This window comes from Neorhizobium galegae (assembly GCF_021391675.1).
Classification (GTDB): domain Bacteria; phylum Pseudomonadota; class Alphaproteobacteria; order Rhizobiales; family Rhizobiaceae; genus Neorhizobium; species Neorhizobium galegae_B.
This window is the reverse complement of sequence record NZ_CP090095.1, coordinates 620061-641855: the sequence shown is the minus strand read 5'-3', so window position 1 is coordinate 641855 and position 21795 is coordinate 620061. Positions and strand designations below refer to the sequence as shown.

Sequence of the window (21795 nt, the reverse complement as noted above, 5' to 3'; positions counted from 1 at the left end):
CGACTGCACCATGGCCAAAAATAAGGACAGGATATGTCGGGGCCTTTGCCGGACGTCGCGGAGATCTGCTGCGAAAATCTTTCCACCGGCTTTTCGAGGCTGCCGCGATCTGGTAGACGGATTTACGTTTGCGTAAAGGTCAATCGGGAGGTTTTTGATCCATGCTTCCAGCAGTCCTCAAGGACAGGCTCCGCCTGCCCGTGGTCGCGTCGCCGCTGTTCATCATTTCCCATCCGGAGCTGACGCTGGCGCAATGCAAGGCCGGCGTCGTCGGCGCCTTCCCGGCGCTCAATGCGCGGCCGGAAAGCCAGCTCGACGAATGGCTGGCCATGATCACGGAGGATCTCGCCACCTATAACGCCGCCAATCCCGACAGGCCTGCCGCTCCCTTTGCCGTCAACCAGATCGTCCATACCTCCAACAAGCGCCTGGAGCACGACCTGATGATGTGCGTGAAATACAAGGTGCCGATCGTCATTTCCTCGCTCGGCGCCGTGCCGGAGGTGAATGCCGCCGTGCATTCCTATGGCGGCATCGTGTTGCACGACATCATCAACAACCGCCACGCCAATTCGGCGATCCGCAAGGGCGCCGACGGGCTGATCGCGGTCGCTGCCGGCGCCGGCGGGCATGCCGGCACGCTGTCGCCTTTCGCGCTGGTGCAGGAAATCCGGGAATGGTTCGACGGGCCGTTGCTGCTCGCCGGGGCGATCGCCACCGGCGGCGGCATCCTTGCCGCCCAAGCCATGGGCGCCGACATGGCCTATATCGGCTCGCCCTTCATCGCCACGAAGGAGGCGCGCGCCGTCGAGGGCTACAAGCAGATGATCGTCGATTCGAACGCCGCCGACGTCGTCTATTCCAACTATTTCACCGGCATCCACGGCAACTACCTCAAGGGATCGATCACCGCTACCGGCATGGACCCGGATGCGCTTCCGGTCGCAGATCCGTCCAAGATGGATTTCGATCAGGCAGTCAGCGGGCCGAAGGCCTGGAAGGAGATCTGGGGCGCGGGTCAGGGGGTCGGCGCGGTCAAGGCGGTGGTTCCGGTCGCCGAACTCGTCGACCGGCTGGAAAACGAATACCGGGCGGCGCGCGAGCGCCTCGCGGTTTGAACTAGCGGCCGGATAATAACCGTCTTTCCAGGAAAATCGTCGAGAAGCCCAAAACCCGGCTTGAAATCGCAGGTCATTGCCTGTATCAGCCGCATCACTCGCAGCCCCGGCTAAGCCGGTCGCTGCCCGTGCCGCTTTAGCTCAGGTGGTAGAGCACATCATTCGTAATGATGGGGTCGCAGGTTCGAGTCCTGCAAGCGGCACCACTTATCATCAGCATTTGAACAGGTCATGCGCCGCCGACATTCGCTGGGTCAGCGGCCGGAGCAGGATCAACCTGCCACCGCGCTCGTCCCGTCGTCGATGCAAATGCCCTGCAGCTGCATCTGGACTGCATGCATGAACAGACCTGCCTGACGGGAGATTTCATCCTCCGCTACGCCCTGGGCTCTGAGAGCCTGCGCAAAGCCAGCCATCTCCGATCGCCAGAAGTGGTTCGCTTGTTCGCCGTGAAGCCGCAGAAGCGCCTCGGCGCAGCGTTTAACGTCAGCGGTGCGCCGATCGGCGGGGAATTGCAGCAGCGTCATGCCATCTCCATATTGTCGGGCGAATCGCCCAGGGATCGCAGCACATTGGCCGCCAGTCCTTCACAAAGGCTGAACGACTGGAGGTATCTGGTGCAGGGAAGGTGGATGTCGAGGCCATCGTTGCGAAGGCGACTGCCTTGACGACAGCCGTTTGCAGTTTTTCAACTGGCAAAATTCTGGAGTTGGCGCTCGCCAATCCTTGCCGGCGGGGCTTTGCCCGCCTAACTAGAGTTCACACTGCGAGTGCCACAAGGCTTCGCACGTAAGCGTTAACGTCACTCAACGCGCTGATCGACCGGGCATTGCCGGTTTCGGTCTGCGCGGCTGTGTCCGGCAGGTCGATATCCCGTGAAAGGACACAGATGAACGACCTTGCCACCCAGGACCAGACTTCCTCCGCCCCCAAGATCGAGCGCATCCGTCACGAACTCAAGCGTCGTGTGCTGACGGTCGAAACCGTCGAACGTATCACGCCGCAGATGCTGCGCATCACGCTCGGCGGCGGGGATCTTTCGGATTTCGTCAGCGCTGCGCCGGACGACCACATCAAGATATTCCTGCCGACCGAAGCCGGTGAACCCGAGCGCCGTGATTATACGCCCCGGCGGTACGATCAGAACGCCCGATCCCTGGCGCTCGATTTCGCCGTCCATGACGCCGGTCCCGCCACGCGATGGGCGCTGGATGCCGTGCCGGGCAGCACGCTATCGATCGGCGGCCCGCGAGGTTCGGCCGTCATCTCGGGCGTGAAGCGTTGGCTGCTTATCGGCGACGAGACTGCGCTTCCTGCCATAGGCCGCCGTATCGAAGAAGCCGGCGGCGATGCCGTCATCACGAGTATCGGGCTGGTAGCCGGGCCTGAAGAGGAACAGGTCTTCGAGACGCGGGCTTCGCTCAAGACACTCTGGGTGCACCGCCCTCTTTCCCGCGCCACGGACGCCTCCGGGGTGATCTCCCTACTCGATGCGATTGCGCTTGAGCCCGAGACCTTCATCTGGGTCGCCGCCGAAGCCTCGGTCGCCCGGGCCATTCGCGCCTATCTGGTCGAAAAACGCGGATATCCGCTCGCCTGGGTCAAGGCTGCCGGATATTGGGCCCAGGGCAAGGCGGATGCCCACGAAACGATCGGGGACTGAACCAGATGACAAAAGGCCGCGCCATCCCCGGCTTGGATGGCGCAGCCTATTTCAATGCCCGAAATGGAATCAGCTGTTCTTTCGCGGGGTCATCGGATCGCTGATCCGGGCTGCCTGGAATGTGTCCGGCAGCTGCGTCAGTTCGATCGCCGCGACGATGCCGGCGCGATTGAAGGGATCGCCTTCGGCAAAGGCCTGCGCCTCCACAAGGCTCGTGGCCTCGAGAATACCGAAATTGCCGATCGACGAACCGCTTTCGTCAACCAGGGCGGAGCCGATCAGGACGGCGGCAAGGCCCTCTCCGCCCGACTGGACCCAGGCCCGGTGTGACGGGCGGTGGGTATCGCGGGCGGCGTCCTGGCCTTCATGGTGCAGGCAGCGCATCAGGAAGAACATCGGATCAGGCCGCATTTTCCAGCACGACCATGCCGGCGCCGGTCATCGAAGCCGGGGCATGGTAGTGTTTGTGGATGAGGTTGACGTCGCTGTTCATCGCGGCACGCATGACGAGCCACATGATCAGTTCGGCGCCTTCGGAGCCGAACTGTTCGACATAGTCCTCGCGGCTCATGGTGCGATAGGGTTCCGGATTGCTGGCGATGCCGTCCAGCCAGGCGCGGTCGGCCGGCTGGTTGATAAAGCCGGCACGGGCGCCCTGCAGCTGGTGCGACAGGCCGCCGGTGCCGAGAATGACGACGCGCTCGTCGCCCGGCCAGCTTTCGATCGCTTCGCGCAGGACCGTGCCCATATCCCAGCAGCGCTGCGGCGTCGGGATCGGATACTGGATGGTATTGACCCAGATCGGCAGGACCTTCACCGGCCAGGCGTCCGGCCGGCCGAAGAACAGTTCCATCGGCACCTGCAGGCCGTGATCCACCTCGATCTCACGGCAGACCATCGGGTCGAAATGGCGCTCGACCAGCTTGTCGACGAAATGCCAGGAGAAATCCACAGCGCCTTCGAACGCCGGGATAGCGCGCGGCCCCCAGCCTTCGTCGACCGGATTGTAGGTTTCGGCGACGCCGACGGCAAAGGTCGGCACGCGGTCGAGGAAGAAGGTATTGCCGTGATCGTTGAAGACGACGACGGCGATATCGGGCTTGGCGTCCCGCATCCACTGCTTACCGACTTCATATCCGTCGAAGAACGGCTTCCAGTCCGGCGTGTCGCGCAGCCCCTTGTCGAGCGCAGCACCTATCGAGGGAACGTGGCTCGTTCCAAGCCCACCGATGATCTTAGCCATTGCGCTTTTTTCCCAGTCTCAGATGCAGGAAGTCTTCGTGTTCCATGCTGGCCTGGGCCGCGCCGATCCTGGTGATCGGGGTCGGATCCACCGCGGAGATCTTGAGGATGAAGAAGAGATTGCCGCCGAGGCGCACCATCTCGTGCCAGTCACGGGCCATGACCGCCGACTTTTCGTGGGCGCTCAGGCCGAAACCGTCGAGATAGGCCTCTTCATCGGCTTTGAAGGCGGCGCGGTTGGCGGGCTGGCCGAGCGCCATCGCCATCTTGTTGATCCGGTAGCCGCGGATCGAGCCCGCCCGGTCGAAGAGCGGGGTATCCGGTATCGTAGCTGCTGCTTCACTCATAGGGATTCTCCAAATCTGCGCGCCAGCCATTCGGTGATGGCAGCGGTGGTTTCCGCGGGTCGCTCGAGGGGAGCGAAATGCCCGGCATTTTCGATGATGACGAGCTCCGTATCCGGCGCTGCGTCGGCGATTTCCTGATGCTGGGCGATCGGGCTCCAGCCATCCTGGCGAGCGGCGACAAGCAGGATGGGACAACGAAGATCGGCGATATAGGCGCTGGCGTCCGGCCGGCCGATGAGGGCGTGAATATGGCGCTCATGGACCTGCGAGCCTGCCCTGAGGACCATTGCGTGGAGGCGTCCGATCAGATCCTTGTCACCAACCCGGGCTGGGTCGAGCATCGGCGGCAGCCATTGCTGCGCCAGTTCATCGATGCTGCGGTTGCCGAGATCTATCATCTGCTGACGCTTGATTTCCTCGCCTTCGCGCTTGGGATGATGCCCGGTGTTGGCCAGCACGAGACCGCGAACCCGGTCCGGCGCCATGCGAGCCATTTCCAGAGCGACGCGTCCGCCCATCGAGTGGCCGACAGCAACGATATCGCCAGCCGTCTCGTCGAGAAGCGTTCGGGCCATTCCGGTGATCGATGTGCCGTCGGAGAGATCGGCGTGATGAACCGGCATGAAGCCACACGCCGCTTCGGCCAAGGGCGCCCAGACGATCACGTCCGATACAAGCCCGGGTATGAGAACAAGGGTCGTCATGATCTTCCTATCGGACCAGCATTGCCGTGTGGAGCAGATCGCCCGAACCGCAAGCCGAAAATCCTCTGGCGCAATGTATACATCGATTTCGGTTAGGATACAATAGTCCGATTTGTAAGCTATTTATCGTCGTAATATACATATTTGGGATACAAATATTCGAATCGTGCGGCCGCCGACCGCAAAACAAAAGGGCGATTGCCGCAGCAATCGCCCCTGTTATCCAGGCACTCGAATGGAAGTCAGGCAGCCTCGCCGAATTCCCGGCGCATGATCTTGGCACCCTCGACCATCGCCTTCATCTTGCCGAAGGCGACGTCACGCGGCAGATATTTCATGCCGCAATCCGGCGCGACGATGATGTTCTTCGCCTCCACATAGGGCAGCGCCCGGCGGATGCGGTCGGCGACGGTTTCCGGAGTCTCGATAGTCATGTCCGACAGGTCGATGACGCCGAGCATCAGCGTCTTGCCGGAAAGGCCGGTCAGCGTCGAGCAATCGAGGCTCGATTGCGCGGTTTCGAGCGACACCTGATGGCAGGAGCAGCCCGAAAGCTGGGTCAGGAAGGAATAGCCTGACGGCCGCTCGTGGATGATGGCCGCGTAACCGAAGCAGATATGCACGGCGGTCGTGCCCTGGACGCCGTCGAGCGCGCGGTTGAGCGCCGCGAGACCATACTGTTCCGCCTTCTGCGGCCGGGCCTGCATGTAGGGTTCGTCGATCTGCACCACGTCGGCCCCGGCGGCGAAGAGATCTCGAATCTCGGCGTTTACCGCGTCGGCATAGTCGTAGGCGGCCTCTTCTTCCGACTTGTAGAAATCGTTCTGGGCCTGCTGCGACATGGTGAAGGGGCCGGGAACGGTGATCTTGATCTTGCGGTCCGTATGGCTGCGCAGGAATTTCACGTCCTCGGCCTCGACCGCGTGCTTGCGGCGAATCTTGCCGGTAATGCGCGGAACGGGGTTCGGGTGGCCGGAACGATCGAGCGCCGAGCCCGGATTGTCGAGATCGACGCCTTCGAGCGCGGTCGCAAAGCGGTTCGAATAGCTCTCGCGGCGGATTTCGCCATCGGTGATGATGTCGAGGCCGGCTTCCTCCTGCGCCTTGATCGCCATGATCGTCGCGTCGTTCTGGGCTTCGGCGAGGTATTCCTGAGGGATGCGCCAGAGCTCTCTGGCGCGGACGCGCGGCGGGAAACGACCCGCAAGCTTGGCCCGGTCGATCAGCCATTCCGGCTGCGGATAACTGCCGACGAGTGTCGTTGGAAAAAGCACTGTCTCATCCTCCCATGTGTCAGTGTTGAAAGACGTTATACCTCGACAGACGGCTGTCGTGTCAATAACGACAGGGGCGTTAGTTCCTTGACGAACGAGAAGTCGCGAACGAATATCGCGCGCCGCCCGCCAAGGCGGCACTTCAGATTCCCAAGGAGAATTCATGCCGCTGGACCCCAAGATCATCGAGACGCTGAAGGGTGTCTCCACCGCCACGCTGACCACGGTGCTTTTGAAGAAGGGCCTGCGCAATGTCTGGATGCGCGGCACCAGGCCGCTGAAGCCGGGCCAGGGCCGCGTCGTCGGGCCGGCCTTCACGCTGCGTTTCGTGCCTGCCCGCGAGGATCTCGCGACACCGGAAAGCTGGGCCTCGCCGATCTCCACCCGCGCCGCGATCGAGGCGATGCCTGAAGGCTGCGTGGCGGTGGCTGACGCGCTCGGCGTCACCGATGCCGGCATTTTTGGCGATATTCTCTGCTCGCGGATGGCGAAGCGTGGCGTGGCAGGGCTTGTGACCGATGGCGTGATGCGTGATGCCGAAGGCGTGCTCGGCAGCGGCATGAAGGTCTGGTGCGACGGCATCGCCGCCCCGCCTTCCGTCGCCGGCCTCACCTTCGTCGGCTGGCAGGAGCCGATCTCCTGCGGTGGCGTTGCCGTTTTCCCGGATGATATCGTCGTCGTGGATGATGATGGCGCGGTGCTGATCCCTGCCAAGCTGCTCGACGCGGTCGTCGCCGAAGCGCCGGAACAGGAACGCATGGAGGGCTGGATCATGACCGAAGTGGACCGCGGCGTGCCGTTGCCCGGCCTCTACCCGATGAATGCAGAAACGAAAGCCCGCTACCAGGCCTGGAAGGACGCCCAATAATGACGTTCGGAATCGAATCCAAAGGCGTCTACGCCATCGCCACTACGCCATTCTTCGAAGACGGCTCGATCGATTTTGCCTCGATCGACCGGCTGACGGATTTTTATGAAGAGAGCGGCTGCACCGGCATCACCATTCTCGGGATCATGGGCGAAGCGCCGAAGATGGAGCCGGACGAGAGCCGCGCCATCATCAAGCGCGTGGTCTCTCGCGCCAAAGTTCCGATCATCGTCGGCGTCTCGGCGCCAGGCTTTGCCGGCATGCGTTCACTGGCTCGCGACGCGATGGACATGGGGGCGGGCGGCGTGATGATTGCGCCGACGCCGGCGCTGCGCACCGACGACCAGATCGTCAGCTATTTCGCCGGCGCCGTCGAAGCGGTCGGCGAGGATGTGCCGTGGGTGCTGCAGGACTATCCGCTGACGCTGACCGTCGTCATGTCGCCGGGCGTGATCGCCAGGATCATCACCAACCACCCGTCCTGCCTGATGCTGAAGCATGAGGACTGGCCGGGGCTGGAAAAGGTCTCGAAGCTGCGTGCCATGCAGAAGGCCGGCGAACTGCGTCCCTTCTCGATCCTCTGCGGCAATGGCGGCATGTTCCTCGATTTCGAACCGGAACGCGGCGCGGACGGCGCGATGACCGGTTACGGCTTCCCGGACATGCTGACGGAACTGGTCGGCCTCTTCGCTGCCGGCAAGCGCGACGAGGCGCATGACCTGTTCGACGCGCATCTGCCGCTGATCCGTTACGAGCAGCAGGCCGGCGTGGGCCTCGCGATCCGCAAGCACGTGCTGAAACGGCGTGGCGTCATCACCTCGGATGCGCAGCGCAAGCCGGCGCAGATGCTGAGCCCCGCCGCCAAGGCGGAAGTTGACTATCTGCTCACTCGTCTCGCAAAGCACGACAAGCGCGCGGCGTTTTGAGAAGCCCTCATCAGTGAGGTCGAGCCCGTGGCTCCCCCTCACCCCGCCTCCGCTTCGCTCGGCGACCCTCTCCCCGCTGGGGAGAGGAGGAACGGAGCCGGCGCGGCATACCTCTTCTCCCCAGCGGGGAGAAGGTGCCGGCAGGCGGATGAGGGGGGCTTCCGACTCCGGCCTCAACCCAAGCTCAAGCTCTTAACTCTCTCCGCGATCGCCATGGAGGCGGTCAAGCCAGGGCTTTCGATACCGTAAAGCGCGGCATAGGCCGGATGGCCGGTCGTTTCAGGCCCCTGAATGATGAAGTCGCCGGCCCCTCCGCCGTTCGGACCGGCTACCTTCGGCCGCATGCCGGCATAAGCCGGCTGCAGGGCGCCATCCGGCAGGTCTGGCCAGTAGCGGCGGATGGCTCCGTAAAACTTGTCGGCGCGACGCGGGTCGATATCGTAGTCGATCCTCTCCACCCATTCGACATCCGGGCCGAAACGGGCCTGGCCGGCGAGATCGAGTGTCAGGTGGACGCCAAGCCCGCCGGGCTCCGGTACCGGGTAGATCAGCCGCTCTGCCGGCGCGCGGCCGGCCAGAGAAAAATAGCAGCCTTTCGCATAGTGACGATGGGGCAGGGTTTTCCGGTCGAGGCCGATCATGCCCTCGGAGATCGTCCAGGCACTCAACCCGGCTGCATTCACCACCAGTTTCGCCTCGATCTCCACGGGATCGCGGCCGCCGATCGAAAGCCGCACGGCATCGGCCAGAAGCTCTCCGCCAAGGACGGGCGAATTCAGCACGACGCCGCCGCCATGGGCCTCGATATCGGCAATATAGGCTTCCATGAGCCGGTGGCTGTCGATGATGCCGGTCGAAGGGGAGACGAGCGCGGTAAAGCCTACGACCCGTGGTTCGAGGCGGGCAAGTTCGGCGCTGTCGATCAGCCGGCAATCGTCGACACCGTTGGCTTCCGCCTGTTTCAGCAATTTTTCGAGATAGGCGACTTCGGCCTCGTTCGAGGCAACGACCAGCTTGCCGCATCGCTTGTGCGGGATGTGCCGCTCGCGGCAGTAGTCGTAAAGCTTCCGCTTGCCGGAAACGCAGAGTTCCGCCTTGAGGCTGCCGGTCGGGTAATAAAGCCCGGCATGGATGACCTCGCTGTTGCGGGAAGACGTGATGCTGCCGGTCAGCGGCTCGGCTTCCAGGAGCACGACCTCGCGGCCGGCAATCGCCAGTTCGCGGGCGACCGCAAGCCCTACCACGCCGCCGCCGATGACGACGCAGTCGAGCGCCAGCACCTCACTCATGACATTCTCCGCACTTTGGCCTTCCGGATGACAGGCGGGATGATATACGAGAAATCCATCGCGGCCAGAGCTTCGGCCGCCTTGGATTCGATTGGGGAGGATTTGAATCATGCAGGAATTTTCGCGATGAAGATCGTATTTCTGGACCGCGACACGATCGGCCCTTCGGTGACGATCACCCGGCCCGCGTTCGCTCATGAATGGGTAGAGTACGGCAAGACGGCGCTGGAGGACGTGGCTTCCCGTATCGCGGATGCTGATATCGTCCTCACCAACAAGGCGCCGGTGCGCGAGCAATCGATCGCCCTTGCGCCGAAGCTGAAGATGATCGCAGTCGCCGCAACCGGTTACGACGTGATCGATCTCGCCTTTGCCAAGGAGCGCGGCATCACGGTCTCCAACGTGCGCGGTTATGCGGTCAATACCGTGCCGGAGCATACGTTCGGCCTGATCTTCGCGCTGCGCCGTTCGATCGTCGGCTTCCGCCAGGACGTGATCGCCGGCGAATGGCAGCGCGCCAACCAGTTCTGCTTCTTCAACCACCCGATCAAGGATCTGGCCGGTTCGACGCTCGGCATTTTCGGGCGCGGTACACTCGGCAAGTCGGTGGCGAAGATCGCCGAAACTTTCGGCATGAAGGTCATCTTCGCGGCCCGGAAAGATGCGGAAAAGGTCGAGCCCGGCTACACCGCCTTCGACGAGGTGCTGGAAACGTCGGACATCATCACCTTCCACATGCCGCTGACGCCAGCCACCCGCAACCTCATCGGCCTGCCCGAGTTCCGAAAGATGAAGCGACATCCGCTGATCATCAACACCGCCCGCGGCGGGCTGGTGAACGAGGCGGATCTGGTGACCGCGCTTGACGAAGGCCTGATCGGCGGCGCCGGTTTCGACGTGCTGACCAAGGAACCGCCGGCACCGGACAATCCGCTGCTGACGATCCTGGAACGGCCGAACTTCATCCTCACCCCGCATGTGGCCTGGGCCAGCGACGAGGCAATGCAGACGCTCTGGGCGCAGGTCATCACCCATGTCGAGAACTTCGAAAAAGGCTCGCCGTCCAACGTGCTCTGAAAGAGCAAACTCGGGAGACAGGTCATGACATCCGCCATTTCCCATCGCCGCCTGTCGGAATGCAGCCTGGAAGATGCGGCCGAAGGCTTCACCACCGGCTTTTCCGGCTATGTGGTGCCCATGAACGTGACGGTCCCCTCGCTGCAGTTGCGCATCGAGCGAGATCATGTCGACCTGGATGAGAGTCTTGTCTATTTCGACGGCGAAAAGCCGGCAGGCATTCTGCTGATCGGCCGGCGGGGTGATCTTTCGCGGGTCGGCGCGATCGGCATGGGGCCGACGATCCGCGGCCGCGGTTTCGGGCGCAGCGTGATGCTCAATGCCATCGAGGCGGCGAAGGCGCGCGGCGACCGGAAACTCATCCTCGAGGTGATCAACACCAATGAGCGGGCGCGCGATCTCTATCTGTCGCTCGGCTTTGTCATCACGCGAAAACTGGTCGGCTTCGGGCGCAGCCGCAAGCTTGCCGCGCCGGATGTGGCGCCGGCCGAGAATGCGACCTCGGGACGGCTGCCGGGATGCTCGCACGGTTCGCCGATGCCGATCTCACCTGGCAGACGGATCCCCGCAGTTTCCAGAGGGCCGGGCCTCCGCTGAAAGGGTTCGCGCTCGACGGCAAGGCTGCCGTGCTTCTGGACGATACGGGCAGGCATGTCCGGCTTTACGGTCTCGCCGTCGATCCCGCCCATCGCCGGCAGGGGCTTGGCCGGGCCCTGACCGATGCGCTTGCCGCTCGTTATCAGGGCCGCAGGCTTTTCATCATCGAGAATGTGCCGGATGGCCTGATCGACCGCTTCATGCGGCGGATCGGCTGGCGGAAAAGCGCGCTGACCCAGTCCGAAATGGTGATCGATCTGGCCTAGTCGCCGAGTTCTATCCAGGCCGGAGCATGATCGCTGGTATGTTCGCGGCCGCGGACGTGGCGGTCGACGCCGGTCGCCTGCAACCGGTCCGCGATCGAGGGGCTGAGAAACAGGTGGTCGAGCCGCAGGCCGGCGTCTCGGCCCCAGGCATTCCTGAAATAATCCCAGAACGTATAGATGCGCTCGCCCGGGTGCAGTTTGCGGATCGCGTCGGTCCAGCCTTGTTCCTGCAGCCGGGAAAAAGACTCTCGTACCTCCGGCCGGAACAGCGCGTCATCCCGCCAGCGTTCCGGTTTGTAGACATCGAGATCGGTCGGCATGACGTTGTAGTCTCCGGCAAGGACGACGGGCGCACCGGTATCCAGAAGAGCCTCGGCATGGGTCAGAAACCGCTCGTACCAAGCAAGCTTGTAGGAGAATTTCGGGCCGGGGGCAGGATTGCCGTTCGGGGCATAGAGGCATGCAATGAGTACTCCCCGCACCGCGGCTTCTATATAGCGGCTGTGAATATCGTCCGGATCGCCCGGCAGGCCGCGGCGTGTTTCGATCGGGTCGGCACCGCGGGCAAGGATGGCGACGCCGTTCCAGCTTTTCTGGCCGTGCCAGACTGCGCCGTAACCCGCCTTCTCGATCGCCTTGGCCGGAAACTTCTCCTGCGGCGCCTTCAACTCCTGCAGACAGACCACGTCCGGCGTCGCCTCCTCAAGCCATTCGAGGAGCAGGCCCAGGCGACCGTTGACGCCGTTCACATTGAAGGTCGCGATCTTCATGGATGCATCAACGTCGAGGCCGGAATTTGGATGCAGTTAAGCTTGTGAACAAAAGCGTTTTACAAATTAGCAAAACGTTCAGGGATAGTCTGGAAGATGCCTTTCAACCGACCGCGCCTCATCCGCGCGGCAAATCTGTTTGTGGAGAGGGCCGGCGATGGCGGGAGCATTCGAAAATAGCGTGCGCGAGTTTATTGCGGAGAATTTCCTGTTCCGCGCCGACGCAGAGGTTTCGAACAACCAGTCGCTGCTCGAAAGCGGCGTGATCGATTCCACCGGCGTGCTCGAACTGATCGCCTTCCTGGAACAGACCTACGGCATCACCGTCGCCGACGAGGAAATCGTTCCGGAAAACCTCGATAGCATCGACAACATGACCAGCTACCTCACGACCAAGCTGGCAGCGGCCTGAGGCTGCGCCGATGCGCATAGAGGCCAGGCTCCGCGACAGTGCCAGACGTTTCGGGACGAAGCTCGCGCTCATCGCGGGCGACGTCCGGCTGACCTATGCAGAACTCGATGCGTTGTCCGATCGCCTCGCCGCAAGCCTTGCCCACAGAGGCATCAAGCCCGGTGACCGGGTGCTGATGGTGCTGGACAACGGCCATGAGGCGGTGGTCAGCTTCTTTGGCCTCTGGAAGGCGGGCGCCGTGCCCTGCCCGCTTTATTCGTCGATCAGGGCCGAAAAGCTTTCTCTCATTCTAAACAGTACCGAGGCTTCGGCGATCATTACCCAGGCCCGCCAATGGGCAACCGTGAATACGGCCATTTCCATGACGAAGATGCAGCCGATGACAATCGCTGCGCAGGCGGATGCCGGCGAAGGTCTCGGGCATGGATTACGGTTCGAAGATCTGGTCAGCGGTGAGGTTTCCGTTCCGCTGAGGGAATTCGAAAACACCGAGGCGCTGGCGCTGCTGCTCCACACCTCGGGCTCCACCGGCCAGCCGAAGGGCGTGATGCTCACCCATGCCAATGTCGAGGCGGCCTGCGAAGCAATCGTTACCTATCTGGGCAACACGGCCGAGGACGTCGTGCTCAGCGTCCTGCCACTGTCCTTCGGCTACGGCATCACCCAGGTGGTGACGATGGTGATGGCCGGGGGTACGCTGGTTCTCGAGAAGAGTTTCGCCTTTCCGCGGAAGATCCTCGAACGGCTGGCGGAGGTGAAGGCGACGGGTTTCCCGCTCGTGCCGCCGATGGCCGCCCTGATTACCGGCATGAAGGATCTGGAACCAGGTTTCCTGCCGCACCTGCGTACCATCACCAGCGCCGCCGCGGCCATGCCGCCGGCTCTTGCCGAGCGGTTGCAGCAGCTTTTCCCGGATATCCGGCTTTTCCTGATGTACGGCCAGACGGAATGCCTGCGCGCAACCTACCTGCCGCCTGAAGAGGTTTCCCGAAGGCCGCTTTCGGTCGGCCGCGCCATTCCCGGCACCAGCGCTTTCGTGATCGACGAGGACGGACGCCCGGCACCTGCGGGCACGATCGGTGAACTTGTCGTCGAGGGACCGCACGTGATGTCCGGTTACTGGGGCAACGGCCTGACCTCTGTGCGTGCGCTTTCGCCCGTCGCAGACGGCAGGCGCCTGCACACCGGCGACCTCTTTCGCGCCGATGCGGACGGTTTTCTCTATTTCATCAGCCGGCGCGACGACATCATCAAGACACGCGGCGAAAAGGTCAGCCCGCAGGAAGTCGAGCGTGCGCTCTATGCGCTGCCTGGCATCAAGGAAGCGGCAGTCGGCGGCATCGACGACCCGATCTTCGGCCAGGTCGTCCGCGCCTACGTGGCGGTGGAGGACGGCGCGGCGCTTACCGAGCGGGAAATCATCCGCCACTGCGCCCGGTTGCTTGAAGATTACATGGTGCCGAAAAGCATCGAGTTCCGCGACGCGCTGCCGCGCACGACGACCGGCAAGATCCGGCTCGGAGCGGACGAAACAAACACAGTCACACGGGGGAATGTCGCATGATCCAGAGCCTGAAGCAGGCCCAAAGGGCGGGGAAATTCTCGGCCGAGACGCTGAAGCTCGATGCGGAGGCCGAGATCGAGCGCATCGGCGGCTGGCTGCGCGAGACGGTGCTGAAGGACTTGCGCAAGCGTGGCGCGGTACTGGGCTTGTCCGGTGGCATCGATTCCAGCGTCACCGCGGCCCTCTGCGCCCGCGCGCTAGGTCCGGGCAAGGTGACGGGCATCTTCATGCCGGAACATGATTCCGACCCGGACAGCCTGAAGCTCGGCAAAGCGCTTGCAGAAGCGGTCGGCGTCGAGACCGTGCTCGAAGATATCGGGCCGGCGCTTGCCGCGGCCGGCTGCTATACCCGCCGCGACGGCTTCATCCGCCAGATCGTGCCGGAGTTTTCCGACGGCTGGGGCTGCAAGGTGGTGCTGGAAAATGCGCTGACCGGCCGCGGCTACAACATTTCCTGGCTGGTGGTCGCCAATCCGGCCGGCGAGCAGAGCCGCCACCGCATGCCCCTCGAAGTCTATCTCGGCATGATCGCGGCCGCCAACATGAAGCAGCGCACCCGCAAGCAGATCGAATATTACCACGCCGACCGGCTGAACTTTGCTGTCGCCGGCACACCGAACCGGCTCGAATACGATCAGGGCTTCTTCGTCAAGAACGGCGACGGCGCCGCGGACTTCAAGCCGATCGCGCATCTCTACAAGAGCCAGGTCTACCAGCTTGCCGAAGCGCTCGGCGTGCCCGCCGATATTCGTCGACGCCCCCCAACGACGGACACATGGTCGCTGCCGCAGGGCCAGGACGAGTATTATTTCTCGCTGCCCTATGACCGGATGGATCTCTGCCTCTACGGTCTCGACAACGGCATAGCGCGGGAAGAGGTCGGCGACGCCGCCGGGCTGACGCCGGACGAGATCGATGCCGTCTGGCGCAATATCGCCTCGAAGCGCAAGGTGGCGGAATATCTGCATGCCGAGCCGGTGACGATGCTCGGCTGAGAAGTCTCAATCGAACCGGTCGCCGATCAGGCGCGTCCAGCTTTCTCCGGCAAGGCCGCTGATCAGCGCCTGGCCGGACCTGATCGGCTCCAGCCGGCTCTTGTCGCGCGCCTGCGCAACAAAGAACGAGCGGCCGTAAAATATCGTCTTGCGGCTCATCAGCGCCGGGACCAGCCATGGATGCGCGCCGCCACGTATGCCGGAACATCCCATCTCGTAAGCGTGGGCAAACAGGTCGTCGACCATTTCCGCTGCCGCGGTCGGCGCCGATAATGCCTGCAGCAGCCAGCCGATCTCGCCGGGACCGGCGAAATAGACGTAGGCCGCAACCGGTCGCCCGTCGGGAGCAAAGCCGACGCGCCATTCCGGATAGCCGAAACTCCGCTTGCTTTCCGCCTGATCCAGGAACCACCCCAACGAACGATCATCCCAGCGCGGGCGAAGGGGATAGTGCGCGGCAAGCGTCAGAAGCGCCGTGCCGAACTGCTCGCGGGTGACATCACGGAACGTGATCTTCGACGCGCTGCGTTCGGCCGGCCGAAGAGGCGTCATACGGACCAGAGCCGAGCCACGGTCGGCGATCCGGCCGAAGGGACGCAGGAGGGCCGCGGGACGCAACCGCCTGGCCAGGACCTCGACCGCCGCGGAAGCCGGACGCAGGATGCGCAGCCAGTTCATGCTGTAGCCGGGATCGAGCGGATGGCCGGCCTTCTGCCACATGCCGAGCGCCGTGGAATTGGCGGTCTCTGTCAGCGAGATATCTTGCGGGCCGGCGAGGAAGGAGCGCAGCAGCCGTGCGCCGGCGAGTGGATTTTCCTTCGGGTTCTGGACCATCATCGAGCCGGCAAAGGCGGCGCGGAGCGGGCGGCCATCCAGTTCCAGCCGCGACGGAAAGACGCCGATGAAACCGGAGACCCTTCCATCAGCCTTCGCAAAGACCTTGGACCGGATATCCGGCTCAGCCCAGGGATGATCGAAAAAGGCTTCTTCCAGATAGGCGATCAATGAGGGCGACGGCGCATTCGATTTGCGGAACGTCTCCTGGAAAAGCTGCGCTACAGCCTCGATATCATCGCGCTCGAAATCGCGGATCGTACCCGCTTCCGTCTTTCCGGTCATCGCCGTCCCCTTGTCGCGAGGACCTTGCATCAGGAGAATTAAATAAACGAAAAGAGGCCCCGCAACGCGGAGCCTCCGAAATCCTTTTGGCGGAATGCTTACATCCAGTACGGCGGAATGCCATAATAGTCGTAGATCGTCCGGCCCTTGTCGTTGTACCAGGTATCGTCATCCAGATCGCGGTAACGCGGGGCGCCGGTGATCTGGTCCTTGGTCAGGTCGATACGGTAGCCATCGAGCTGTTCGTCGTAACGAAGCTTTTCCCAGGGCAGCGGGTAATAATCGTCGCCGATACCCAGAAAGCCGCCGAAGCTGAGGACCGCATAACCGACGCGGCCGCCGCGCTTTTCGAGAAGCACGCGGACGATGGAGCCGATATGCTTGCCGTCGGCGCCATAAACCTTTGTCCCTTCGACCTTGTCGCTGGCGATCAGCGATGGGCTGTCCTTGACATAGGGGTCCTGTCCGGCTCGTGGTTCTTGATGCAACATTGCGCACCTCCTTTTCGTGATTCCTCGTGCATTTTGCAACGCATGGAAAACGCCCGATCCTTTAGGATGTTCCGCTGTGGTTCAATTACATCTCGATAGGAATGTCAGGCCTCGTTGACGTTTACGTCAAAGGCGGATAGCTGTTTAAATCTGTGCGGATGGCTTGATGCTGTCGCGGCATGGCATAATCTGTTGTTCGCGGGAAGGTGGAGGACCTGACCTGCACGCGCCGGGAAAGCGCGGGACAACAACAAGAACGATAGAGGAGGTCGGCATGAACGAAGTCACCGCACGTACCGGTGCCAATCCACCTAAGATCTGGCTCGCCTCCTATCCGCCCACGGTGCCGGCCGAGATCCCGCCGCTGCAACATCATTCACTCGGAGACCTCTTCGAGGACAGCTGCGCTCGGTATGCGGACCGCCCCGCCTTTTCGAGCATGGGCAAGTCGCTGACATTCCGTCAGCTCGAAGCGGAAAGCCGCAAGATCGGCGCCTGGCTGCAGGCCCAGGGCCTGGTCAAGGGCGACCGCGTGGCGGTGATGCTGCCCAACATTCTCCAGAACCCGGTGATCGTATACGGCATCCTTCGCGTCGGCATGGTGGTGGTCAACGTCAACCCGCTCTACACCCCGCGCGAACTGGCCTACCAGCTGAAAGATGCCGGCGCCAAGGCGATCTTCGTTCTCGAAAATTTTGCCCATACCGTGCAGCAGGCTTTGCCCCAGACGGAGATCAAGCAGGTGGTCGTCGCCACGATGGGCGACATGCTCGGCCTGAAGGGCCATATCGTCAATCTGGTCGTGCGCAAGGTCAAGAAGCTGGTGCCGGAATGGTCTCTGCCATCGACCCGAAGCTTCAAGCAGGTGATTGCCGAAGGCGCCCGGCAGACGATGAATACGGTCGAGGTCTCGCCTCGCGATATCGCCTTCCTGCAATATACCGGCGGCACGACCGGCGTTTCCAAGGGCGCGATCCTCACCCATGCCAACCTGCTCGCCAACAAGGAGCAGATGGGCCTGTGGCTGGAAACCGCCTTCCTCGACAAACCGCGCCCGGAGCAGATCCAGTTCGTCTGTGCCCTGCCGCTCTATCATATCTTTGCGCTGACGGTGAATTCGCTGATGGGGGTTGCGACCGGCAGCCACAATATCCTGATCGCCAACCCGCGCGACATTCCGGCCTTCGTCAAGGAACTGCAGAAATACAAGATCCACGTCTTCCCCGGGCTCAACACGCTGTTCAATGCGCTGATGAACAATCCGGACTTCCAGAAGCTGGACTTCTCCTCGATGATCCTCGTTTTCGGCGGCGGCATGTCGGTGCAGCGGCCGGTCGCCGAGCGCTGGCTGAAGATGACCCATTGCCAGATCACCGAGGGTTACGGCCTGTCGGAGACCTCGCCGGTCGCCACCGCCAACCGGCTCGACGCCACCGAATTCAGCGGCATGATCGGGCTTCCCATCTCATCGACGGAAATCTCGATCCGTAACGACGACGATTCCGAGGTGGAACTCGGCGATGTCGGCGAGATCTGCATCCGCGGCCCGCAGGTGATGGCCGGTTACTGGAACCGGCCGGACGAAACCGCCAAGGTGATGACGACAGACGGTTATTTCCGGACCGGCGACATGGGCTACATGGACCGCCAGGGCTACACGAAGATCGTCGACCGCAAGAAGGACATGATCCTCGTCTCCGGCTTCAACGTCTATCCGAACGAGGTCGAGGAGGTCGTCGCAACCCATCCCGGCGTGCTCGAATGCGCGGCGATCGGCGTGCCGGACGAACATTCCGGCGAGGCGGTGAAGCTTTTCGTGGTCAAGAAGGATCCCAACCTGACGGAGGCGGACGTCAAGGCCCATTGCGTGACCAACCTGACCGGCTACAAACGACCGCGTTTCATCGAATTCCGCACCGAACTGCCGAAATCCAATGTCGGCAAGATCCTGCGGCGGGAGCTGCGCGGCTAACCTACCGTTGCAACGCTGCGACAGATGACGACCAAGCGTGTGTCGTAAAGCCGAAATCCTTCCGTTAACGGTGGACGATGCGGCAGTCCTTGATTAGCCCTCTCTGCGGGGGCTGGTCAAAGCATGTTGGAGTTCGCTTGGAAAGCCGCGCCGGATTTTCGTTTCGTGTAATTGCCGTCGTCACGGTGCTGAGCGTCCTTGCAGGCTGTGCGGGGCGCCCCGAAGGCGTGCTCATTCCGACCCAGACGCAGGCAGCCGGGACCTCGAAGGTCGACGTGCTGGTGGCAACCACGCGACGCCCGACCGAGACACCCGGCGTGCTGTTTTCCGGCGAGCGCGGCAAGGAACCCGTGGTTACCGAGATTGCCGTCTCCATCCCGCCGGACAAGGCCCGCGAAATCGGGCAGGTGCAGTGGCCGTCGAAGCTGCCCGCCAATCCTGCAAAGGAGTTCGCGACGGTTTCTGTGACGCCGCTTGCCACCCCAGCGGCTGAATCCTGGCTCAAGGGCCACCTGGGCAAGAGCAGGCGGGTGTTTGTCTTTGTGCACGGGTTCAACAACCGCTACGAGGACGCCGTCTATCGCTTTGCCCAGATCGTCCATGACTCCAACGCCGACGTGGCTCCGGTCCTGTTCACCTGGCCGTCGCGCGGCAGCGTCTTCGCCTATAACTATGACAAGGAAAGCACCAACTATTCCCGCGATGCGCTGGAGGAGATGCTGCGCCGGCTGGCGAAAGAGCCGAACGTCGGGGAAATCACCGTCATGGCCCATTCGATGGGATCATGGCTGACCGTCGAGGCGCTCCGCCAGATGGCAATCCGCGACGGCCGCGTGGCGCCGAAGATCCAGAACGTCATCCTCGCCTCCCCCGACCTCGATGTCGACGTGTTCGGCCAGCAGCTTGCCGAGATCGGCGAGAAGCGGCCGCATTTCACGCTGTTCGTCTCCCGCGACGACCGGGCGCTCAGCCTGTCGCGACGGATTTCCGGCAATATCGACCGGCTCGGCCAGGTGGATCCGACCGTCGAGCCCTATCGCAGCGAATTCGAGAAGGCCGGCATCGTCGTGCTCGACCTCACCGCGCTCAAGACCGGCGACCGGCTGAACCACGGCAAGTTCGCCGAAAGCCCGGAAGTGGTGAAGCTGATCGGCAACCGGCTGATCGCCGGCCAGGCGGTGACCGACTCGGACGTCGGGCTCGGCGAGACGCTCGGCGCCGTGGCCCTCGGGACGGCTCAGACCGTCGGCAGCGCCGCGAGCGTAGCGGTCAGCACGCCGATCGCGATCTTCGATCCAACCACCCGCCGGAACTACAAGGACCAGGTCGACCGCTTTGGCAACTCGATCGGCAACGCCGTCGAAACGGCGGTTGGACAATAAACGCATCGTCGGCACGGCCGTGCTTGATTTGACATGGAAACGGAATAGGTTCCCGATCATCCCATTTCGAGTGCCGAGGAATCACCCATGCAGGCCATCGTCCAAGACCTGAAGTCCACCGTTGCAAAAGCCAATGCCACGGATATCCGCGCCGCCTTCGCAGCCGATTCCGGCCGCTTCGCAAAGTTCAGCGCCACTTTCGACGACCTTCTCATGGACTATTCCAAGACGGCGGTGAACGACGAGATCATGGTGCTGCTCGAAAAGCTGGCGGATGCCGGCGGCGTGGCGGCCAAGCGCGAGGAGATGTTCTCGGGCGTTGCGATCAACTTCACGGAAGGCCGCGCTGTCCTGCATACGGCACTGCGCAACCGCTCCAATACGCCTGTGCTGGTCGACGGCAAGGACGTGATGCCGGATGTGAACGGCGTGCTCGCCGCAATGGGCAAGTTCGCCGACGGCATCCGCTCGGGCGCGCTGAAGGGCGCGACCGGCAAGAAGATCACCGATATCGTCAATATCGGCATCGGCGGCTCCGACCTCGGCCCGGTCATGGTCACCCTGGCGCTGGCGCCCTTCCATGACGGTCCGCGGGCGCATTTCGTCTCCAATGTCGACGGCGCGCATATCGCCGACACGCTGAAGCTGCTCGACGCGGAAACGACGCTGTTCATCGTCGCTTCCAAGACTTTCACTACCATCGAGACAATGACCAATGCGGCCTCCGCGCGTGCCTTCATCGCGGACAAGCTCGGGGAAGCAGCGGTCGGGCATCACTTCTGCGCCGTCTCCACCGCGCTCGACAAGGTCGCCGCCTTCGGCATCGAGAGCGACCGCATCTTCGGTTTCTGGGATTGGGTCGGCGGACGCTATTCCATCTGGTCGGCGATCGGCCTGCCTTTGATGATCGCTGTCGGGCGTGAGAATTTCGGCAAGTTCCTGGATGGCGCGCATGCGATGGACACCCATTTCCGCACCGCGCCGGTGCGCCAGAACCTGCCGATGCTGCTCGGCCTGATCGGCTTCTATCACCGCAACGTTCTCGGATATCCGTCGCGCGCCATCCTGCCCTACGACCAGCGGCTGCTGCGCTTCCCGGCCTATCTGCAGCAACTCGACATGGAATCGAACGGCAAGGGCGTGACGATCGATGGCACGCCGGTCGAGGGCAATTCCGGCCCGGTGGTCTGGGGCGAACCCGGCACCAACGGCCAGCACGCCTTCTATCAGCTCATCCACCAGGGCACGACCGTCATCCCGGCCGAGTTCATGATCGCTGCCAACAGTTTCGAGCCGCATCTGCGCCACCAGCACGAGTTGCTGATCGCCAATTGCCTGGCTCAGTCGGAAGCGCTGATGAAGGGCCGTACGTTGGCTGAGGCTAAGACCCAGCTGACCTCGAAGGGAATGGACGACAAACAGGCCGACTTCATCGCGCCGCACCGCGTCTTCACCGGCAACCGCCCCTCGATCACCTTCGTCTACGACAAGCTGACGCCATTTGCGCTCGGCCGGCTGATCGCGCTCTACGAACATCGGGTGTTTGTCGAAGGCGTGCTCTTCCGCATCAATTCTTTCGACCAGTGGGGTGTCGAGCTCGGCAAGGAACTGGCGACCGGCCTGCTGCCCGTCGTGGAAGGCAAGGAAAGCGCCGGCGGCCACGATGCCTCGACGCAAGGGCTGGTGAAGGCTCTGCTCGCTGCCCGGAAATAACGCTTC

Annotated in this window: 23 protein-coding genes and 1 tRNA gene; 14 read left to right on the top strand and 10 right to left on the bottom strand. The window is 62.8% G+C overall.

Annotation, left to right across the window (positions count from 1 at the left end; all coding sequences use genetic code 11):
- Window positions 1–161 precede the first annotated feature (161 nt).
- Window positions 162–1118, top strand: a complete 957-nt coding sequence (locus tag LZK81_RS03165; protein WP_046628140.1) for an NAD(P)H-dependent flavin oxidoreductase — start codon at window positions 162–164, stop codon at window positions 1116–1118.
- Between the two features lie 130 nt (window positions 1119–1248).
- Window positions 1249–1324: transfer RNA gene (locus LZK81_RS03160), tRNA-Thr, on the top strand.
- Between the two features lie 66 nt (window positions 1325–1390).
- Here the strand turns inward: LZK81_RS03160 and LZK81_RS03155 are convergent.
- Window positions 1391–1645 carry a DUF6074 family protein gene (locus LZK81_RS03155; protein ID WP_046610913.1) on the bottom strand — a complete coding sequence of 85 codons (255 nt, stop codon included), beginning with the start codon at window positions 1643–1645 and terminating at the stop codon, window positions 1391–1393.
- A gap of 362 nt (window positions 1646–2007) precedes the next feature.
- Between LZK81_RS03155 and LZK81_RS03150 the strand changes: the two genes are divergently transcribed.
- The gene (locus tag LZK81_RS03150) at window positions 2008–2781 is read left to right on the top strand and encodes a siderophore-interacting protein (protein ID WP_233955179.1); all 774 of its coding nucleotides are present in this window, start codon (window positions 2008–2010) and stop codon (window positions 2779–2781) included.
- 69 nt (window positions 2782–2850) lie between these two features.
- Here the strand turns inward: LZK81_RS03150 and LZK81_RS03145 are convergent, their stop codons facing one another.
- The 5 genes from LZK81_RS03145 to LZK81_RS03125 all read right to left on the bottom strand — a co-directional run bounded on the left by LZK81_RS03145 (window position 2851) and on the right by LZK81_RS03125 (window position 6348).
- A complete protein-coding gene (locus LZK81_RS03145) occupies window positions 2851–3192 on the bottom strand; it encodes a YciI family protein (protein WP_233955178.1) in 342 nt (113 codons plus the stop codon).
- A complete protein-coding gene (locus tag LZK81_RS03140) occupies window positions 3182–4024 on the bottom strand; it encodes a class III extradiol dioxygenase family protein (protein ID WP_233955176.1) in 843 nt (280 codons plus the stop codon). Before LZK81_RS03140 ends, LZK81_RS03145 begins: the two co-directional genes overlap by 11 nt.
- On the bottom strand, window positions 4017–4370 hold the full coding sequence (locus tag LZK81_RS03135) for an extradiol ring-cleavage dioxygenase (RefSeq protein WP_233955175.1): 354 nt from the start codon (window positions 4368–4370) through the stop codon (window positions 4017–4019). The genes LZK81_RS03140 and LZK81_RS03135 overlap by 8 nt, the downstream gene beginning before the upstream one ends.
- A complete protein-coding gene (locus LZK81_RS03130) occupies window positions 4367–5074 on the bottom strand; it encodes an alpha/beta fold hydrolase (protein ID WP_233955173.1) in 708 nt (235 codons plus the stop codon). The genes LZK81_RS03135 and LZK81_RS03130 overlap by 4 nt, the downstream gene beginning before the upstream one ends.
- A gap of 242 nt (window positions 5075–5316) precedes the next feature.
- Entirely contained in the window at window positions 5317–6348 is a 1032-nt protein-coding gene (locus LZK81_RS03125) for a uroporphyrinogen decarboxylase family protein (RefSeq protein WP_233955171.1), read from the bottom strand.
- A 163-nt stretch (window positions 6349–6511) separates the two neighbouring features.
- On the opposite strand from LZK81_RS03125, the gene LZK81_RS03120 reads away from it, so the two are divergent.
- Together LZK81_RS03120 and LZK81_RS03115 are read left to right on the top strand one after the other, a co-directional pair.
- Window positions 6512–7216 (top strand): ribonuclease activity regulator RraA, encoded by a 705-nt coding sequence (locus LZK81_RS03120; RefSeq protein WP_233955170.1) that lies wholly within the window; start codon window positions 6512–6514, stop codon window positions 7214–7216.
- Window positions 7216–8142, top strand: coding sequence for a dihydrodipicolinate synthase family protein (locus LZK81_RS03115; protein WP_046610906.1), 927 nt, complete (start codon window positions 7216–7218; stop codon window positions 8140–8142). Before LZK81_RS03120 ends, LZK81_RS03115 begins: the two co-directional genes overlap by 1 nt.
- Window positions 8143–8315: 173 nt before the next feature.
- Here the strand turns inward: LZK81_RS03115 and LZK81_RS03110 are convergent, their stop codons facing one another.
- Complete coding sequence (locus tag LZK81_RS03110) at window positions 8316–9431, bottom strand: NAD(P)/FAD-dependent oxidoreductase (protein WP_233955169.1); 1116 nt, start codon at window positions 9429–9431, stop codon at window positions 8316–8318.
- A gap of 126 nt (window positions 9432–9557) precedes the next feature.
- Between LZK81_RS03110 and LZK81_RS03105 the strand changes: the two genes are divergently transcribed.
- Genes LZK81_RS03105 through LZK81_RS03095 form a run of 3 tightly spaced genes read left to right on the top strand, consistent with a single transcriptional unit; the run spans window position 9558 to window position 11371 of the window.
- Entirely contained in the window at window positions 9558–10508 is a 951-nt protein-coding gene (locus tag LZK81_RS03105; protein ID WP_233955167.1) for a D-2-hydroxyacid dehydrogenase, read from the top strand.
- Window positions 10509–10532: 24 nt separating this feature from the next.
- The gene (locus LZK81_RS03100) at window positions 10533–11105 is read left to right on the top strand and encodes a GNAT family N-acetyltransferase (protein ID WP_233955165.1); all 573 of its coding nucleotides are present in this window, start codon (window positions 10533–10535) and stop codon (window positions 11103–11105) included.
- On the top strand, window positions 11027–11371 hold the full coding sequence (locus LZK81_RS03095; RefSeq protein ID WP_233955164.1) for a GNAT family N-acetyltransferase: 345 nt from the start codon (window positions 11027–11029) through the stop codon (window positions 11369–11371). The genes LZK81_RS03100 and LZK81_RS03095 overlap by 79 nt, the downstream gene beginning before the upstream one ends.
- On the opposite strand, the gene xth is transcribed toward LZK81_RS03095, so the two are convergent.
- The gene (gene xth, locus LZK81_RS03090) at window positions 11368–12141 is read right to left on the bottom strand and encodes an exodeoxyribonuclease III (protein WP_233955163.1); all 774 of its coding nucleotides are present in this window, start codon (window positions 12139–12141) and stop codon (window positions 11368–11370) included. The two genes, LZK81_RS03095 and xth, sit on opposite strands and share 4 nt — an antisense overlap.
- Window positions 12142–12298: 157 nt before the next feature.
- Between xth and LZK81_RS03085 the strand changes: the two genes are divergently transcribed.
- Genes LZK81_RS03085 through nadE form a run of 3 tightly spaced genes read left to right on the top strand, consistent with a single transcriptional unit; the run spans window position 12299 to window position 15112 of the window.
- On the top strand, window positions 12299–12553 hold the full coding sequence (locus LZK81_RS03085) for an acyl carrier protein (RefSeq protein ID WP_046603176.1): 255 nt from the start codon (window positions 12299–12301) through the stop codon (window positions 12551–12553).
- 10 nt (window positions 12554–12563) lie between these two features.
- On the top strand, window positions 12564–14117 hold the full coding sequence (locus tag LZK81_RS03080) for a class I adenylate-forming enzyme family protein (RefSeq protein ID WP_233955162.1): 1554 nt from the start codon (window positions 12564–12566) through the stop codon (window positions 14115–14117).
- Window positions 14114–15112: an NAD(+) synthase gene (gene nadE / locus LZK81_RS03075; protein ID WP_233955161.1), complete on the top strand. Its 999-nt coding sequence runs from the start codon at window positions 14114–14116 to the stop codon at window positions 15110–15112. Before LZK81_RS03080 ends, nadE begins: the two co-directional genes overlap by 4 nt.
- Before the next feature lie 6 nt (window positions 15113–15118).
- Here the strand turns inward: nadE and LZK81_RS03070 are convergent, their stop codons facing one another.
- Together LZK81_RS03070 and LZK81_RS03065 are read right to left on the bottom strand one after the other, a co-directional pair.
- Window positions 15119–16231 carry a hypothetical protein gene (locus tag LZK81_RS03070; protein ID WP_233955160.1) on the bottom strand — a complete coding sequence of 371 codons (1113 nt, stop codon included), beginning with the start codon at window positions 16229–16231 and terminating at the stop codon, window positions 15119–15121.
- A gap of 98 nt (window positions 16232–16329) precedes the next feature.
- A complete protein-coding gene (locus tag LZK81_RS03065) occupies window positions 16330–16722 on the bottom strand; it encodes a PRC-barrel domain-containing protein (protein ID WP_046603173.1) in 393 nt (130 codons plus the stop codon).
- Between the two features lie 274 nt (window positions 16723–16996).
- Here LZK81_RS03065 and LZK81_RS03060 point away from each other — a divergent pair, with 274 nt between their 5' ends.
- From LZK81_RS03060 to pgi, 3 genes are all read left to right on the top strand, one after another.
- A complete protein-coding gene (locus LZK81_RS03060; protein ID WP_233955159.1) occupies window positions 16997–18694 on the top strand; it encodes a long-chain fatty acid--CoA ligase in 1698 nt (565 codons plus the stop codon).
- Between the two features lie 137 nt (window positions 18695–18831).
- The gene (locus LZK81_RS03055; protein WP_233955158.1) at window positions 18832–20076 is read left to right on the top strand and encodes an alpha/beta hydrolase; all 1245 of its coding nucleotides are present in this window, start codon (window positions 18832–18834) and stop codon (window positions 20074–20076) included.
- 87 nt (window positions 20077–20163) lie between these two features.
- Window positions 20164–21789, top strand: coding sequence for a glucose-6-phosphate isomerase (gene pgi, locus LZK81_RS03050; RefSeq protein WP_233955157.1), 1626 nt, complete (start codon window positions 20164–20166; stop codon window positions 21787–21789).
- Window positions 21790–21795: the final 6 nt, after the last annotated feature.

Coding starts and splice junctions, on each gene's coding strand:
- LZK81_RS03115 (WP_046610906.1), top strand. CDS start 7,216: ATGACGTTCGGAATCGAATCCAAAGGCGTCTACGCCATCGCCACTACG.
- pgi (WP_233955157.1), top strand. CDS start 20,164: ATGCAGGCCATCGTCCAAGACCTGAAGTCCACCGTTGCAAAAGCCAAT.
- nadE (WP_233955161.1), top strand. CDS start 14,114: ATGATCCAGAGCCTGAAGCAGGCCCAAAGGGCGGGGAAATTCTCGGCC.
- xth (WP_233955163.1), bottom strand. CDS start 12,141: ATGAAGATCGCGACCTTCAATGTGAACGGCGTCAACGGTCGCCTGGGC.
- LZK81_RS03165 (WP_046628140.1), top strand. CDS start 162: ATGCTTCCAGCAGTCCTCAAGGACAGGCTCCGCCTGCCCGTGGTCGCG.
- LZK81_RS03145 (WP_233955178.1), bottom strand. CDS start 3,192: ATGCGGCCTGATCCGATGTTCTTCCTGATGCGCTGCCTGCACCATGAA.
- LZK81_RS03085 (WP_046603176.1), top strand. CDS start 12,299: ATGGCGGGAGCATTCGAAAATAGCGTGCGCGAGTTTATTGCGGAGAAT.
- LZK81_RS03095 (WP_233955164.1), top strand. CDS start 11,027: ATGCTCGCACGGTTCGCCGATGCCGATCTCACCTGGCAGACGGATCCC.
- LZK81_RS03060 (WP_233955159.1), top strand. CDS start 16,997: ATGAACGAAGTCACCGCACGTACCGGTGCCAATCCACCTAAGATCTGG.
- LZK81_RS03110 (WP_233955169.1), bottom strand. CDS start 9,431: ATGAGTGAGGTGCTGGCGCTCGACTGCGTCGTCATCGGCGGCGGCGTG.
- LZK81_RS03155 (WP_046610913.1), bottom strand. CDS start 1,645: ATGACGCTGCTGCAATTCCCCGCCGATCGGCGCACCGCTGACGTTAAA.
- LZK81_RS03105 (WP_233955167.1), top strand. CDS start 9,558: ATGAAGATCGTATTTCTGGACCGCGACACGATCGGCCCTTCGGTGACG.
- LZK81_RS03120 (WP_233955170.1), top strand. CDS start 6,512: ATGCCGCTGGACCCCAAGATCATCGAGACGCTGAAGGGTGTCTCCACC.
- LZK81_RS03065 (WP_046603173.1), bottom strand. CDS start 16,722: ATGTTGCATCAAGAACCACGAGCCGGACAGGACCCCTATGTCAAGGAC.
- LZK81_RS03140 (WP_233955176.1), bottom strand. CDS start 4,024: ATGGCTAAGATCATCGGTGGGCTTGGAACGAGCCACGTTCCCTCGATA.
- LZK81_RS03080 (WP_233955162.1), top strand. CDS start 12,564: ATGCGCATAGAGGCCAGGCTCCGCGACAGTGCCAGACGTTTCGGGACG.
- LZK81_RS03100 (WP_233955165.1), top strand. CDS start 10,533: ATGACATCCGCCATTTCCCATCGCCGCCTGTCGGAATGCAGCCTGGAA.
- LZK81_RS03135 (WP_233955175.1), bottom strand. CDS start 4,370: ATGAGTGAAGCAGCAGCTACGATACCGGATACCCCGCTCTTCGACCGG.
- LZK81_RS03070 (WP_233955160.1), bottom strand. CDS start 16,231: ATGACCGGAAAGACGGAAGCGGGTACGATCCGCGATTTCGAGCGCGAT.
- LZK81_RS03130 (WP_233955173.1), bottom strand. CDS start 5,074: ATGACGACCCTTGTTCTCATACCCGGGCTTGTATCGGACGTGATCGTC.
- LZK81_RS03150 (WP_233955179.1), top strand. CDS start 2,008: ATGAACGACCTTGCCACCCAGGACCAGACTTCCTCCGCCCCCAAGATC.